Origin of the sequence: Denitromonas halophila, from assembly GCF_007625155.1 — a bacterium.
Lineage (GTDB): Bacteria > Pseudomonadota > Gammaproteobacteria > Burkholderiales > Rhodocyclaceae > Nitrogeniibacter > Nitrogeniibacter halophilus.
This window is the reverse complement of the sequence record NZ_VMNK01000006.1, coordinates 361,221-374,405: the sequence shown is the minus strand read 5'-3', so window position 1 is coordinate 374,405 and position 13,185 is coordinate 361,221. Positions and strand designations below refer to the sequence as shown.

Sequence of the window (13,185 nt, the reverse complement as noted above, 5' to 3'; positions counted from 1 at the left end):
GTTGCCGAACTTTAATGGTCCGGCTTCGGTCCCGTGCGGGGCGTATGAGAAAAGCATGATCGCCCGAACGTCAGCCGCGCTGCGAGAGGGCTGTACACGGAATGGCGCAGAACGCCCTATACTTGTTTTATGCAAAAGACATGTGTTGTGCTGTTTTTGTGGTTGAGCCAGGCTGTTTGCGCTGGCGGGGTTGCGCTTGATCCGGTGGTGCCGCCGGTGGTCCTGGCGCGCGAGGCGACCGAGGACATCGATCCGGCGCCCTACTGGGTGAGCGAAAAGCTCGACGGCGTGCGGGCAATCTGGGATGGCCGCGCGCTGCGTTTTCGCAGTGGTCGACCGGTGCACGCACCCGATTGGTTCGTACAGGCGCTGCCGGCGCAGGCCATGGATGGCGAGTTGTGGCTGGGGCGCGGACGTTTTGCCGAGCTGTCGGGGCTAGTGCGCAAGCAGATGCCGGTCGATGCCGAGTGGCGGCGGGTGCGCTACATGATTTTCGAATTGCCCGATGCGCCGGGCGACTTTTCGCAGCGGGTGAGCGCGATGCGGGCGTTGGTGGCCTCGGCCGATGTGCCGTGGCTTGGCGTCGTGGCGCAAGCGCGGGTGCCCAACCGTGCGGTGCTGACGGCTCAGCTCGCCGAGGTGCTCGCGGCCGGGGGTGAGGGGCTGATGCTGCACCGGGCCGACGCGCCTTATCTTACGGGGCGCAGCGATGCGCTGCTCAAGCTCAAGCCCTGGCAGGACGCTGAGGCGATCGTGACTGCGCATGTGCCGGGGCAGGGGCGGTTTGTCGGCATGCTCGGGGCGCTGGAAGTGCGTATGGCAGACGGGCGGAAATTCCGCATCGGGACGGGACTCTCCGATGACGAGCGGCGCGCGCCACCGGCCATCGGCGCGCAGATCAGCTTCCGCTATCGCGGCCTGACGGCGACCGGCTTGCCGCGCTTCGCCAGTTTCTGGCGGGTGCGCGAGCCGCTGTAGGCTTGGCGGGCGTGGCGCTGGCGGGTTGAAACCCGCCCTACGATTCGTTACTGCTTTGTGAGCCGCCAGTGAATAGAATGGCGCCATGAAAAAACTGCTCCTGCCCCTGTTTTTGCTGGTCGCTGCCCCGACCGCTCATGCCGATGCCGATTTTGACGCCTGCCTTGCGCGCTTGCGCGGCGAGGCGGCGTCAAAGCAAGTGTCGACCGACACCTTCGACCGCCTCACCGCCGGTCTCGTGCCCGACCCGACGGTGCTCGAAGCGCTGGACCGTCAGCCCGAGTTCGTCACTCCGATCTGGGACTACCTCGCCGCGCTGGTTGATCAGGAGCGCATCGACGACGGTACGGCCCGGCTCAAGGAATGGGCCGAGGTGCTGGAGCAAGTGTCCGCCGAATACAGCGTCGATCCGGCCACGGTGGTCGCGGTGTGGGGCGTGGAGAGCAACTTCGGGCGCAATTTTGGCAGCCGGCCGCTGATCGCCTCCTTGGCGACGCTGTCCTGCGAGGGGCGGCGGCAGAGCTACTTCAAGGGCGAGTTCTTCACCACCTTGCGCATCGTGCAGGAAGGGCATATCGCGGCAGACCGGTTGACCGGCTCGTGGGCAGGCGCTTTTGGCCACACGCAATTCATGCCCTCGACCTTCATGCGCGTGGCGGTAGATTTTGATGGCGACGGTCGCCGCGATCTGATCGACAGTGTGCCCGACGCGCTGGCCTCGACGGCCAACTACCTCAAGCGCGCCGGCTGGCGCACCGGCGAGACCTGGGGCTACGAGATCCGCCTGCCGGCCGGGTTTGACGAGGGCATTGCCGGGCGCAAGGCGCGTCGTCCGCTGACCGAGTGGGTGCGTATGGGCCTCAAGCGAATCGACGGCAGTGCGATCACGCCCGACGACAGCTCGGCGGCGGTGCTGTTGCCGGCGGGGGCTGAGGGGCCGGCCTTTCTCGTCTTCCGCAACTTCAACGCCATCTACAGCTACAACGCGGCGGAGAGTTACGCGCTGGCGATTGCGCACCTGTCCGACCGGCTGCGTGGCGGTGCGCCCTTTGTCGCCGCCTGGCCGACCGACGACCCCGGCATCGGCCGCAACGAGCGGCGCGAGCTGCAGCAATTGCTGCTCGATCGCGGCCACGATATCGGCGAGGTGGACGGCATGATCGGCAGCCGCAGCCGTGCGGCCATTGCCGACGAGCAGACACGCCTCGGCTTCGAGGCCAACGGCCGCGCCGGGCGCAAGATTCTGGACGCCTTGAAGGCGGGGCGATGATTCACCTGTAAGAACAGCCGAGCTTCGAACGTCTATGCATCACACGCAGGTGCAGCCGCGGTTCACCGTGGCTGGCGAGCGTGCGCAATAGGGCGGGCTTTCACGCCTGCGATCGGAGAAGCGATCGGATCGAAGGAGGGGCAATGTTGAGCTGCAAGCAGGTGACGCGACTGGCGTCAGAAAAACGCGATCGCTCCTTGAGCCTGCGCGAGCGCTTGTCGTTTCGGATGCACTTGATGATGTGCGCGGCGTGCAGCCGTTTTGATGCGCAGATGCAGTTCATGCGCACGGCGATGTCGCGGTTCTCGCGTGGCGAGACACCCGACCGGGAGGATCGTTGACTCAGGCCGTGAGCGCGTCGAAGGTTTCGCCCGCTCGGCGAATGGACGCGCGCTTGGGCGCGTTCTTGACGTGCAGGCGCCAGAAGTAGCCCAGCAGGTTGTCGCCGTAGGAAATCGCCTTGCGCGGCAGGGTGAGCGGGTCGTCGGCCACCGTAGCCGGCGCCCGGATGCAGGTGGTGGCGCTGAGGTAGCCGGCATCGGCCACGGCGTCCACCGCCCGGCGGTCGTGGCTGCCGAAGGGGTAGCAGAAGTGATGGACCGGCGCGCCCAGCACGTCTTCGAGCGTGGCCTTGGAGCGGGTGACCTCCTCGCGAATGCGCGGGGTTTCCTGCTCGGAGAGTTTGGCGTGCGTGGCCGTGTGCGAGCCGAAGATGACGCCCTCGCCGTGCAGCTGACGCACCCGCGCCGCGCTCATCAGCGGCGGGGTGTCACGGCCGTCGGCAGCGAACCAGCTGGATGGCTGGCCGAGCAGGTCGGAGATCAGATACACCAGCGCCGGAAAGCCATGCTTTTGCAGCACCGGCCAGGCGTATTCGTAGAAATTCTCGTAACCGTCATCGAAGGTCAGCGCCACGGCCTTGGGCGGCATCGGCATCTCGCCTCGCAGACAGGCGAGCACCTGGTCCATCGACAATACGGTGTAGCCAAAGCGGGCGAGGTAGGCCATCTGGCGCGCAAAGCGCTTGTGATGGCAGTAGGTCGAGCGATGTCCCTTCATCGGCGCAAAGTCGCCGACCTGGTGATACATCAGGATGTTGATGCCGGTGCTCATGTCAGCGATTGTCCAGCAATTGGGCGTAGAGCGCACGATATTGGCCGATCACCGCGGCCTCGCCAAACTCGGCCTCGATGCGCCCGGCGCCGGCGCGGATCATGTCGCGTTGCAAGTCGTCGTTGGTGATGATCTCGCGCATGCCCGCCGCCAGTGCGTCGGCATCGTCGCAGGGCGACACCCAGGCGTCCTGCCCGTGGTGGGCAATCTCGCGCGCGCCGCGAAATGCCGTGCAGGCCAGCGGTTTGCCATAGGCCCAGGCTTCGAGAATCACATTGCCGAGTGTTTCGGCATCGCGCGAGGGGAAGGCCACCATGTCGGCGAGATGGAACCACGGCGCCGGGTCGTGTTGCCAGCCGGCGAAATGCACCCGATCAGCTATGCCGAGTTGGCGTGCTTGCGTCTCGAGCGCCTCGCGTAGCGGCCCATCGCCGAGAATGGCCAGGCGCAGGCGTTTGCCGGCGAGTTCGGCCGGTAACTGGCTGAAGGCGTCGATGAGCGTGGCCTGGCCTTTGACGTCGATCAGCCGGCCGGCGGTGACGATCAGCCAGTCCTCGGGCAGCAGCATGAGTTGCTGGCGCAGCGCGTGCTGCTCCTCGGGGTCGAGTGGCTTGGCCGGGTCGGCAAAATTGGTGATGTGATGTACCCGCTCGGCCGGCAGGCCGCCCTGGATCATCCAGTCGCACAGGCCCTTGGTGTTGCCGATCCAGGCGTGGGCGTGGCGGAAGGGCGTCAGCTTGTAATAGCCGCCCAGGCGCGACAGATGCACCTTGCCGCGACCGCGCTTGAGGTGGGTGAGGCGGGTGGCGCGGCCCATGTAGGTCTGCACGATGGGCGCGCCGCTCGCGGCGATCAGGCGCGAGAGCTCCCAGCGCGAGAGCGGGTCCCACACCGTGCGCATGGGCGATTCGCGCATGTCGACGCCGTCGAGATGATGGCGGGCGAGGTCGGAGTCGCGGCGTACGATGACTTCCACCGATTCGCCGTGGCGGGCCATGGCGCGCACGAAGCGCACCAGCCAGCGTTCGGCGCCGCCCATCTCCTTGCTGCCGAGGATGTGTAGCGACTTCATTGCGCCAGCACCTTTTCGTAGATGGCGAGATTGCCCTCGCACATCGTGTCGATCGAGAACGCGTGCATCACCATGGTCCAACCTGCGTCACCCATGCGCTTGCGTTCATCGGTGTCGCCGAGCAGGCGGTTCATGGCGGCGGCCAGGCCGGCGACATCACCCACGTCAATCAGCAAACCGTTTTCGCCATCGATGACCGCCTCGGGCATGCCGCCGGCGCGGCTGGCGATGATCGGCACCCGCGCGGCCGAGGCTTGCAGCAGCGACACGCCCAGGCCTTCCATGTCGGCCGGGTGCACCAGCAGATCGAGGCAGCCGAGCTGGGCGGGCAGGTCGTCGGCAAAACCCATGAGTTGCACATTGTCGGCCAGCCCCTGATCGGCAACCGCCTGGCGCAGCTCGGCCTCCAGCGGACCGCGGCCGTAGATCAGCACTTGAAGTGTTGGGTGCTCGGCCAGCACGGCGGGCAGCGCTGCCAGCAGGTAGCGATGGCCCTTGCGCTGGATGAGCTGGGCGACCATGCCGACGATGGGCGTGTCGGCCTCAAAGCCGAGGTCGGCCCGGAAGGCGGCCTTGTCGTAATCGTGCAGATAGGGCGCGGGGTCGACCGCGCTGCGCACGCAGCTCACCTTTTCGGGGGCCAGCCCCTCGGCCAGCAGCACCTGACGGATGCCTTCGGAGATGGTGATGACATGGTCGAACAAGCGGTATTTGAGCGACACCGCCCAGCGCGCCTCGGGGTTGTCCACCCGGCGCGAGAGCACGCAGGGCACACCGGCGAGCCTCGCTGCGAGCCCACCCCAGATATCGGCGCCGCGGCGGCTGTGGATGTGCACGATGTCCGGCTGGTGGGTGCGAATCGCCTGCTTGAGTCGCAAGACCATGCCTGGATCCGCGTCGCCGCCCATGGGCATCTCGAGCACCTCGGCAAAGGCGCGCGCTTCGGCGGCGATATGCGCGTCGGTGGGGCAGGCGAGCAGATTGTTCACGCCGCGCGCGGCCAGCCCCTGCATGATGTAGAGCACTTGTTTGGCGCCGCCGTAAAGATGGCGGCCGGCTTCGATGTGCAGCACCTTCATCGGGAAAGCACCTCGCGGGCGACGCTCATGACGCGGTCAGGCCGGATGTCGCGCAAACAGGTGAAGGCGCCGTTGCAGGTCGGACGGCGGCGGCAGGGCGAGCATTCGAGCCCCAGCCAGATCACTTTGGCGTTGGCGCGGCCGGTGTCGAGATAGGGGCGGGTCGAGCCGAACAGCGCCACGGTCGGCGTGCTGAAGGCGATGCCCATGTGCGTCAGGCCGGTGTCGACGCCGATGAGCAGGCCGGCACGCTCGATGATCGCCGCCGCGTCGGCGAGGCCGGTTTGCCCCGCCAGCGACACCGCACCGGGGATGGCGGCGGCCATGCGTTCGGCGGTGTCGCGCTCCGCCGGGCCGCCGAGAATCACGGGCGTGAGGCCGAGCTCGCCCTGCACCTGCGGGCCGAGCGCCACCCAGGCGTCTTCGAACCAGTGCTTTTGCGGCCGGGTGGTGAAGGGTGCGAACACGGCATAGCCACCACGCGTCAGGCCACGCTCGGCGAGCAGGGCGTCGACCCGCGCAGCCGTTTCGCTGGCCACGCACAGGCGCGGCAGGAATTCGCCGGTGTCGAGGCCGAGTTGCTGCGCGAGATACAGGTATTCGGAGCTGATCCGCCCGGCGTCACCGCCCTTGGGCACCACCTCGGTCATCAGATGCTGACTGCCCTCGCGCGAGCCCAACCCGATGCGCCGCGGCGCGCCCGACAGCCAGGTCAGCAGCCCGCTCTTGAGCAGGCTCTGCATGTCGATGGCGGTGTCGAACCGGCGTGACTTCAGTTCGCGCGAGAAGGCCCGCACCGCGCTGAAGAAGGCGCCGAAACGCTTGGCCTGCCAGAGTTTTTTCCACTCGCCCTTGGGCCACAGAATCAGCTCATCGATGCACGGATCGGCTTCGAGCAGGGTGTGGATGCCCGGTTCCACCAGCCAGGCGACGTGAGCATCCGGCCAGGTGGCCTTGAGCGCAGCGGCGAAGGGCGAGGCGAAGACCACGTCGCCGATGGCCGAGGCGCGGACGATGAGGATGCGTTTCATGCGCGCACCGCCGTTGATGGGCGCTGGCCGAGCAGGCGCAGCGAGAGCAGCAGCAGGATCGAGAAGAAGCGCATGTCGGGGTGCGAGAGGCGGTAGTCAAAAATGGCCCACACGGCGGTGAAGGCCAGCACCGCCCACATCGCCGGCAGCAGCAGTTGGCGCTGGTGATCGGTGCGGGCTGCGCGCACGGCATCGCGGATCAGCACCAGCGACAGCGCGATCCACAGCGCGGTGCCGATCAGGCCCTGACCCCACAGGGTTTGCAGGTAGCTGTTATGCACCTGGTCGTAGCGCTCGCCTTCGAGCAGCGCGGCATGCGGGCGTACATCGCGGTCGATGATGTCTTTGACGTCGCCAAAACCATGGCCGATCCAGGGGGCGTCGGGGATGCGCTGCAGCACGTAGCGCCACAGGCGCAGTCGGACGGTGACCGAGGCGGCGGGGGCGGCATCCAGCCCCTCGGTGAGGACGGTTTCGATCGTGGCGCGCTCGGCCTCGATGCGTTGCTGCACGGCATCCAGATTGCCCGCCAGCAGCAAGCCAGCGACCAGCGCGCCGATCAGCCCCAGCGCCAGGCGACGCTGGCCCGGTCGGGCGTTGCGGTTGCGCAGGGTGCGCCACACGGCGCTGGCGACGGCGCCGGCGGCGACGAGGGCCAAGGCCAGATAGGTGCTGCGGTTCTGGGCGGTCAGCAGCACTTCGAGGTTCAGCGCGATCAGTGCGATGCCGGTGATACGCGCCGGCCAGCGCAGCGCGCCGGTGACCGACCACCACAGGCGTGCGGTGGCGGTCAGTGCCACGGCGAAGGCGCCGGCGTAGAGACCGACACCCAGCGCGCGATTCAGATGAAAGCCGAGCCGCTCGCCTGACCACAACACGGCGAGGCCGCGCTGCCAGAGGAAGCTGATGACGCCGAGCGTAAAACCGAGCATGGCCAGCATCCATAGCCGTCGCAGCCGGCGCACTGGGTCCTCGCAGGGCAGGATTGCCAGCAGCGCGAACATGGGCACGAACAGCCAGTCGATGAAGACCTCTTTGGGTGTGAGTAGCCCCGGTTCGGCCAGGCCGCCCCAGCTTTGCAGCGCGTAGCGGGCGCACAGCCACAGGGCCACGGCGGCGGCGAGCGCGCTGGCGGTATCCCAGGGAACACGGCGGCGCTGCCACAGGGCGAGCGCGATGGCGGGCAGGCACAGGGCGATACCGATATGGCCGGGCGCGGTTTTCCAGACGCTGGTGAGGGCGAACAGGCCGAGGCCGAAGACGCCGATCCGGTGAACCCAGTTCATGCGTGCGCGTCCGTGTTGTGAGCAAAGGCAAGCAGCTTGGCGGCGCGTGCGTCCCAGCCGTAGTCGCGGGCGGTGATTCGGCCGGCCTCGGCCATGGCCAGCGCAGCTGCCGGGTCGCTTTGTACCTGGCGCATGGCTGCAAGCCAGGCGGCAGAATCGCCGGCAGGGACGAGCAGGCCGTTTTCGCCGTGGCGCACCACCTCGCGGATGGGGGCCAGATCCGAGGCAATCACCAGCCGGCCGGCGGCCATGGCTTCAAACAGCTTGATCGGGCTGATCGTCGCCGCGTGGCGCAGATCGGCCTGGTAGGGCATCAGCGCGACGGCGCCGTGGGCCAGCGCCGCGGGCACCTCGGCGTGCGGCACGGCATTCTCTACGCGGAGGTTTTCGTGCGGCAGGACGGGCTCGTGATCGCGCGGACCGATCAGGGTGACCTGGAAACCGGCCGCGGCGATGGCCTCGAACAGTGGCAGGCCACGATCGCGGCTGATGCGCCCGACGTAGAGTGCGTGCGGCTGGGCCAAGTCGGCCTCGGTGGCGGTTGGCACGGCGGAGAAGGCCGGCAGGTCGACCCCGCTGGGCAGGACGACGATGCGCGCGGGGTCGAAGCCGGCCTCGACCAGCGCATCGCGCCCGGCGGCGGTGATGGCGGCCAGGCCGCGCAGCAGGCCGTGCTGGTGGGCCTGCAGCAAGGGCGTCATCAGCCCGTCGGCGATCAGCGATTCGGTGTCATGCACTTCGAGAAAATGGCGCAGGCCGGTGCGGGCGAGCAGTACCGAGAAATCAGGCACCCGGGTGTAAACGGTTTTCGCCTCGCGCAGCTCGCGGCGGTGGGTGAGCACGAAGGGCCAGCCCTTCCATTTGCTATGCAGGGTCAGCGCCCCGCGCAAGTCGATGGGGTGGCGGATGCCCATGCCGGCCAGAAAGCCGGCGGTGTCGAAGCCGCGCGGCAGTGGCGGGACGTACAGACGTGCCGAGACGCCGGCTTTGGCGATGGCCTCGACCGTGTGCAGGGTCTGGATCAGGTTGGCTCGGGGGCGCTGTGGGCGGCCGCGGGCGAGGTAGATGAAGTCCGGCATGACGCCCGGTGTGCAATGAAAGCGGCAAGTATATCGCGCTCTGATGGCGTGATCGCCGGCCCGCCATGCTTCGGGGCTGGCGCCGGCCTCGGCTATACTCGCAGCCTTGTTCCGGAGCCCTGCATGCGTGTTGCCATTTTCATTCCTTCGTTCGGTGACGGCGGTGCCGAGCGGATGCTCGTGAATCTGGCCAGTGCACTGAGCGCGCGCGGGGTGTCGGTGGATTTCCTGACCCGCAGCCGCGAGGCGCCGTATGTGGACAGCCTTGCGCCCGCCGTGCGATTGATTGAGACATCACGCGGCGGTGCGTTCGCGGAGCAGCTTCAGTTACGGCGGTACCTGCGCGGCGAACGGCCCGATGTCGTGCTGTGTGGCAAGGACCGCGCCGGCCTGTCGATGCAACTCGCCCGCCGGCTGTCCGGCGTGCCGCTGCGCATCGTCATGCGGCCGGGCACCAGCTACAGCGCGCGTTTTGCCGAGCTGCGCCCCTTCAGCCGCTGGCGTGCCCGGGCGCGGGTGCGTCGGGTGTATCAGGGCGCCGACGCGGTGGTCGGCAATTCGGCCGAGGTGGTGGCCGATGTGGCGACCGCTGCCGGTCTGCCCGCCAGCCGCATGCACCTGATCCGCAATCCGGTGGTGACGCCGCAACTCCTGTCGCAGGCCGAGGCGCCGCTCGATTATCCGTGGTTTGCGCCGGGCCAGCCGCCGGTCATTCTCGGCGTCGGCCGGCTTGGGCAGGTCAAGGGATTTGATGTGCTGCTCGATGCCTTTGCCCGTGTGCGTGCCGAGCGCCCGGCGCGGCTGATGATTCTGGGCGAGGGGCGTCTGCGCGGCGAGCTCGAAGCGCAGGCGTCGCGCCTTGGCGTCGCTGAGGATATCGCCCTGCCGGGCTTCGACGCCAACCCCTATCGCTACCTGGCCCGCGCGGCCTTGTTCGTGCTCTCGTCCCGGCGCGAAGGTTCGCCCAATGCGCTGACCGAAGCGCTGGCGCTCGGTGTGCCGGTGGTGGCGACGGACTGCCCGGCCGGGCCGCGCGAGGTGCTGCGCGGCGGCGAAGTGGCGCCGCTGGTGCCGGTGGATGACGCCGAGGCCATGGCGGCGGCGATGCTGGCGACGCTGGATGCGCCGGGCGATGCCGACCGCCGGCGTGAGGCGGTGCAAGAGTATTCCGCCGCTACCTGCGCCGAGCGCTATCACGCGCTGTTCGACACCCTGCTGGCCGAGGCGAGCCCATGAGCACCGATCTGGCCATCTTTGCCGCCACCTCCGGACACAGCGGCGTCGACCGGGTGCTGCGCAATCTGGTGCCGGCGATCGCGCGTCTGGGCGTAACGGTGGATGTGCTTGGCATCGAGGGCCACGGCCCGCATTTCGATCAACTCCCCGAGGGCGCGCGACATCTGCCGCTGGGCGCTCACCATGTCAATTCGGCCATCCCGGCGCTGATCCGCTACCTGCGCCGCGAGCGTCCGCAGGCCATGCTGTCGGACAAGGACCGGGTCAATCGCGCGGCCTTGCTGGCACGTGTCGTGGCGCGGGTGCCGACGCGCATCGGCCTGCGTCAGGGCACGACGGTGTCGGTCAATCTGGCCAGTCGCGGGGTGATGGATCGCTGGGTGCAGACGCTGTCGATGCGTTGGTGCTACCCGGCGGCCGACGCGCTGCTGGTACCTTCGGCTGGCGCGGCGGACGATCTGGCCGCCTTCGCCCGGCTGCCGCGAGCGCGTATTCATGTGGTGCCCAGCCCGATTCTTACCGACGCGCTGTCGATACGCGCCGCCCAGCCGCTGGATCATCCGTGGTTTGCCGAGGGGCAGGTGCCCGTGATCCTCGGTGTTGGAGAGCTGTCGGAGCGCAAGGACTTTGCGACGCTGCTGCGCGCCTTCGCGCAGGTGCGTGGGGCGCGGTCGTGTCGATTGATGATCCTCGGCGAAGGGCGTCGTCGTGGCGAGCTGGAACGCCTCGCCGCCGAGTTGGGTGTGGCCGATGATGTGGCGCTGCCAGGCTTCACGGCCAACCCCTATCCCTACATGGCGCGCGCCGCGGTGTTTGCGCTGTGTTCGCGCTGGGAAGGCATGCCGGTGGTGCTGATCGAAGCGCTGGCGCTGGGCGCGCCCTCGGTGGCCTGCGACTGCCCGAGCGGCCCACGCGAGGTGCTCGCCGGTGGCGCGGTCGGCCCGCTGGTGCCGGTAGGCGATGTGGCGGCACTGGCGGACGGCCTGTGTCGGCAACTCGAGCAACCTGTGCCGGGCGCGCAGTCGCGTGCGGCGGTGGCGGGCTATTCCGATTCAGCGAGCGCGCGCGCCTATCTGGCGGCGCTCGGTTTCAAGGCATTTCAATGACCCGGCTTGCGGTATTCATCTCTTTTTCCGGCGAAGGCGGGGTCGAGCGCATGGTGCTCAATCTGGTTGAAGGCTTCGCCGCGCAGGGCTTTGGGGTCGATCTGCTGGCGATCCGTGCCGACAGCGCCCATCTCGGCAGCCTGCCCGAGGGCGTGCGGCTGATTGATCTGGGCGTTCGCCATAGCGGTCTGGCGGTGTGGCCGCTGATGCGTTATTTGCGCAAGCATCGGCCGCAAGCCATGCTGGTGGCCAAGGATCGGGCCATTCGCGCCGCCGTGCTGGCGCGGGCGCTGGCGCGGGTGCCGGTACGCATCGTCGGGCGGCTGGGGACCAATCTGTCGGCCGCGCTGGAAGATCGCGCCGGCCTGTCGCGCTGGCTGCGGGTGGCGCCGATGCGCTGGTTTTATCCGTCGGTGGATCGCGTGGTGTGCGTGTCGCAAGGCGTGCTCGACGACACCGTGCACCTCACTGGCCTGCCGCGCGAGCAACTGCAGGTGATTCGCAACCCGGTGGTGACGCCGCGCCTGAGTGCGATGGCCGCCGAGCCGGTGGCGCATCCGTGGCTTGCCGACCCCTCGGTGCCGCTGGTGCTGGCCGCTGGCCGGCTCACCGAGCAAAAAGACTTCCCCACCCTGGTGCGCGCCTTTGCCGTGCTGCGCCGCGCACAACCCGCTCGCCTGGTGATTCTCGGCGACGGCCGACAACGCAAAAAGCTCGAAGCCTTGGCCGCCGAACTCGGCGTGGCCGACGATATCGACCTGCCGGGCTTCACGCCCAACCCCTATGCCTGGATGGCCAAGGCCAATCTGTTTGTGCTCAGCTCCGCCTGGGAGGGCTCGCCGAATGTGCTGACCGAAGCGCTGGCGCTGGGCGTACCAAGCGTGGCGACGGACTGCCCGAGTGGCCCACGCGAGGTGCTGGCAGCCGGGCGTTTTGGTGCGCTGGTGCCGGTCGGCGACGCGGCCGGGCTGGGGCAGGCCATGATCGACACGCTGGCCGCGCCGTTGCCGGCCGAGGTGCTCAAATCGGCAGTGGCTGAGTATTCGCGCGAGGCCTCGGCCAGCGCCTATCTCGCCGCGCTGGGCCTGAATGCCGAAGCGGGCGACAATAGCGGCCGAGGAGAAACCTGAATGCTGCTGTCTTTGAAACACAACTTTCTGTTCGTACACATCGCCAAGACCGGCGGCACCTCGGTGCGCGATTCGCTGCGCCCGCTGCGCCTGCGCGACCCGTGGTTTGTCGCGCAGTTTCTGTGCTCGCGGCTGTCGTCGCTGTCCGGGCATCGGCTGGGCATCAAGTTTCCGCGCCACTCCAAGATCATCGCCGCCAAGGAAATGCTGCCGGCCGAGACTTTTGACAATCTGTTCAAGTTTGTTTTCGTGCGCAACCCTTGGGACCTGCAGGTCAGCTCCTTCCACCACATCCGCCGCGAGCGGCCGCACCTGATGAGCCACATCGAAACCTTCGACGAGTTCATCCGCTGGAAGCTCGACCCCGAGCGCCCCTACCAGTTTCATGTGGACACCAGCATCGAGTTGCAGAGCGACTACGTGGTCGATCTGCACGGCAAGGTGCTGGTCGATTTCATGGGGCGCTACGAGAACCTGCACGAGGATTTCGAAGAAGCCTGCCGCCGCATCGGCGTGCGCGCGCCGGAACTGCAGCACAAGCGCCAGGCCAAGGATCGCAAGAAGGACTACCGCAGTTATTACACCGACGAGATCGCCGAGGCGGTGGCCAAGCACTTTGCGCGGGATATCGAGATTTTCGGGTATACCTTCGATCCGGCGGCGTGAGCCGTAGCCCGGATGCAGCGCAGCGAAATCCGGGGTGGGGCGCGTCGATGGAACAACGCGGCCTCTTGTGTGATCTACCACTGCTCCCGGATTCCGCTGCGCTGCATCCGGGCTACGACCTTGCGTAGGGCGGGTTTCA

General features: G+C 67.9%; 13 protein-coding genes. 7 read left to right on the top strand and 6 right to left on the bottom strand.

From position 1 onward, the window contains the following. Positions 1–129 precede the first annotated feature (129 nt). The 3 genes from FHP91_RS08815 (at position 130) to FHP91_RS08805 (ending at position 2,589) form a co-directional block, all read left to right on the top strand. Entirely contained in the window at positions 130–978 is an 849-nt protein-coding gene (locus tag FHP91_RS08815; protein ID WP_144309212.1) for a DNA ligase, read from the top strand. 85 nt (positions 979–1,063) lie between these two features. After that, positions 1,064–2,248 carry a lytic murein transglycosylase gene (locus FHP91_RS08810; protein WP_144309211.1) on the top strand — a complete coding sequence of 395 codons (1,185 nt, stop codon included), beginning with the start codon at positions 1,064–1,066 and terminating at the stop codon, positions 2,246–2,248. Between the two features lie 143 nt (positions 2,249–2,391). Further along, entirely contained in the window at positions 2,392–2,589 is a 198-nt protein-coding gene (locus FHP91_RS08805; RefSeq protein ID WP_144309210.1) for a zf-HC2 domain-containing protein, read from the top strand. A 1-nt stretch (position 2,590) separates the two neighbouring features. Here the strand turns inward: FHP91_RS08805 and FHP91_RS08800 are convergent, their stop codons facing one another. The 6 genes from FHP91_RS08800 to FHP91_RS08775 are packed head-to-tail and all read right to left on the bottom strand — an operon-like array spanning position 2,591 to position 8,908. Continuing rightward, positions 2,591–3,361 (bottom strand): polysaccharide deacetylase family protein, encoded by a 771-nt coding sequence (locus tag FHP91_RS08800; protein WP_144309209.1) that lies wholly within the window; start codon positions 3,359–3,361, stop codon positions 2,591–2,593. A 1-nt stretch (position 3,362) separates the two neighbouring features. Next, the gene (locus tag FHP91_RS08795; protein ID WP_144309208.1) at positions 3,363–4,433 is read right to left on the bottom strand and encodes a glycosyltransferase; all 1,071 of its coding nucleotides are present in this window, start codon (positions 4,431–4,433) and stop codon (positions 3,363–3,365) included. Further along, positions 4,430–5,512, bottom strand: coding sequence for a glycosyltransferase family 4 protein (locus FHP91_RS08790; protein WP_144309207.1), 1,083 nt, complete (start codon positions 5,510–5,512; stop codon positions 4,430–4,432). Before FHP91_RS08790 ends, FHP91_RS08795 begins: the two co-directional genes overlap by 4 nt. Beyond that, complete coding sequence (locus FHP91_RS08785; RefSeq protein WP_144309206.1) at positions 5,509–6,543, bottom strand: glycosyltransferase family 9 protein; 1,035 nt, start codon at positions 6,541–6,543, stop codon at positions 5,509–5,511. The genes FHP91_RS08790 and FHP91_RS08785 overlap by 4 nt, the downstream gene beginning before the upstream one ends. Further along, a complete protein-coding gene (locus tag FHP91_RS08780) occupies positions 6,540–7,829 on the bottom strand; it encodes an O-antigen ligase family protein (RefSeq protein WP_144309205.1) in 1,290 nt (429 codons plus the stop codon). The genes FHP91_RS08785 and FHP91_RS08780 overlap by 4 nt, the downstream gene beginning before the upstream one ends. Further along, positions 7,826–8,908 (bottom strand): glycosyltransferase, encoded by a 1,083-nt coding sequence (locus FHP91_RS08775; RefSeq protein WP_144309204.1) that lies wholly within the window; start codon positions 8,906–8,908, stop codon positions 7,826–7,828. The genes FHP91_RS08780 and FHP91_RS08775 overlap by 4 nt, the downstream gene beginning before the upstream one ends. A gap of 123 nt (positions 8,909–9,031) precedes the next feature. Here FHP91_RS08775 and FHP91_RS08770 point away from each other — a divergent pair, with 123 nt between their 5' ends. The 4 genes from FHP91_RS08770 to FHP91_RS08755 are packed head-to-tail and all read left to right on the top strand — an operon-like array spanning position 9,032 to position 13,046. Continuing rightward, positions 9,032–10,144 (top strand): glycosyltransferase, encoded by a 1,113-nt coding sequence (locus FHP91_RS08770; protein WP_144309203.1) that lies wholly within the window; start codon positions 9,032–9,034, stop codon positions 10,142–10,144. Next, a complete protein-coding gene (locus tag FHP91_RS08765; protein WP_144309202.1) occupies positions 10,141–11,250 on the top strand; it encodes a glycosyltransferase in 1,110 nt (369 codons plus the stop codon). Before FHP91_RS08770 ends, FHP91_RS08765 begins: the two co-directional genes overlap by 4 nt. Next, on the top strand, positions 11,247–12,380 hold the full coding sequence (locus FHP91_RS08760; protein WP_144309201.1) for a glycosyltransferase: 1,134 nt from the start codon (positions 11,247–11,249) through the stop codon (positions 12,378–12,380). The genes FHP91_RS08765 and FHP91_RS08760 overlap by 4 nt, the downstream gene beginning before the upstream one ends. Further along, positions 12,381–13,046 carry a sulfotransferase family 2 domain-containing protein gene (locus FHP91_RS08755; protein ID WP_144309200.1) on the top strand — a complete coding sequence of 222 codons (666 nt, stop codon included), beginning with the start codon at positions 12,381–12,383 and terminating at the stop codon, positions 13,044–13,046. It abuts the gene before it with no gap. Positions 13,047–13,185 lie beyond the last annotated feature (139 nt).

Bases quoted from the DNA above. Each gene is read 5' to 3' on its own strand.
- FHP91_RS08815 (WP_144309212.1), top strand. From the start codon at position 130: ATGCAAAAGACATGTGTTGTGCTGTTTTTGTGGTTGAGCCAGGCTGTT.
- FHP91_RS08810 (WP_144309211.1), top strand. From the start codon at position 1,064: ATGAAAAAACTGCTCCTGCCCCTGTTTTTGCTGGTCGCTGCCCCGACC.
- FHP91_RS08805 (WP_144309210.1), top strand. From the start codon at position 2,392: ATGTTGAGCTGCAAGCAGGTGACGCGACTGGCGTCAGAAAAACGCGAT.
- FHP91_RS08800 (WP_144309209.1), bottom strand. From the start codon at position 3,361: ATGAGCACCGGCATCAACATCCTGATGTATCACCAGGTCGGCGACTTT.
- FHP91_RS08795 (WP_144309208.1), bottom strand. From the start codon at position 4,433: ATGAAGTCGCTACACATCCTCGGCAGCAAGGAGATGGGCGGCGCCGAA.
- FHP91_RS08790 (WP_144309207.1), bottom strand. From the start codon at position 5,512: ATGAAGGTGCTGCACATCGAAGCCGGCCGCCATCTTTACGGCGGCGCC.
- FHP91_RS08785 (WP_144309206.1), bottom strand. From the start codon at position 6,543: ATGAAACGCATCCTCATCGTCCGCGCCTCGGCCATCGGCGACGTGGTC.
- FHP91_RS08780 (WP_144309205.1), bottom strand. From the start codon at position 7,829: ATGAACTGGGTTCACCGGATCGGCGTCTTCGGCCTCGGCCTGTTCGCC.
- FHP91_RS08775 (WP_144309204.1), bottom strand. From the start codon at position 8,908: ATGCCGGACTTCATCTACCTCGCCCGCGGCCGCCCACAGCGCCCCCGA.
- FHP91_RS08770 (WP_144309203.1), top strand. From the start codon at position 9,032: ATGCGTGTTGCCATTTTCATTCCTTCGTTCGGTGACGGCGGTGCCGAG.
- FHP91_RS08765 (WP_144309202.1), top strand. From the start codon at position 10,141: ATGAGCACCGATCTGGCCATCTTTGCCGCCACCTCCGGACACAGCGGC.
- FHP91_RS08760 (WP_144309201.1), top strand. From the start codon at position 11,247: ATGACCCGGCTTGCGGTATTCATCTCTTTTTCCGGCGAAGGCGGGGTC.
- FHP91_RS08755 (WP_144309200.1), top strand. From the start codon at position 12,381: ATGCTGCTGTCTTTGAAACACAACTTTCTGTTCGTACACATCGCCAAG.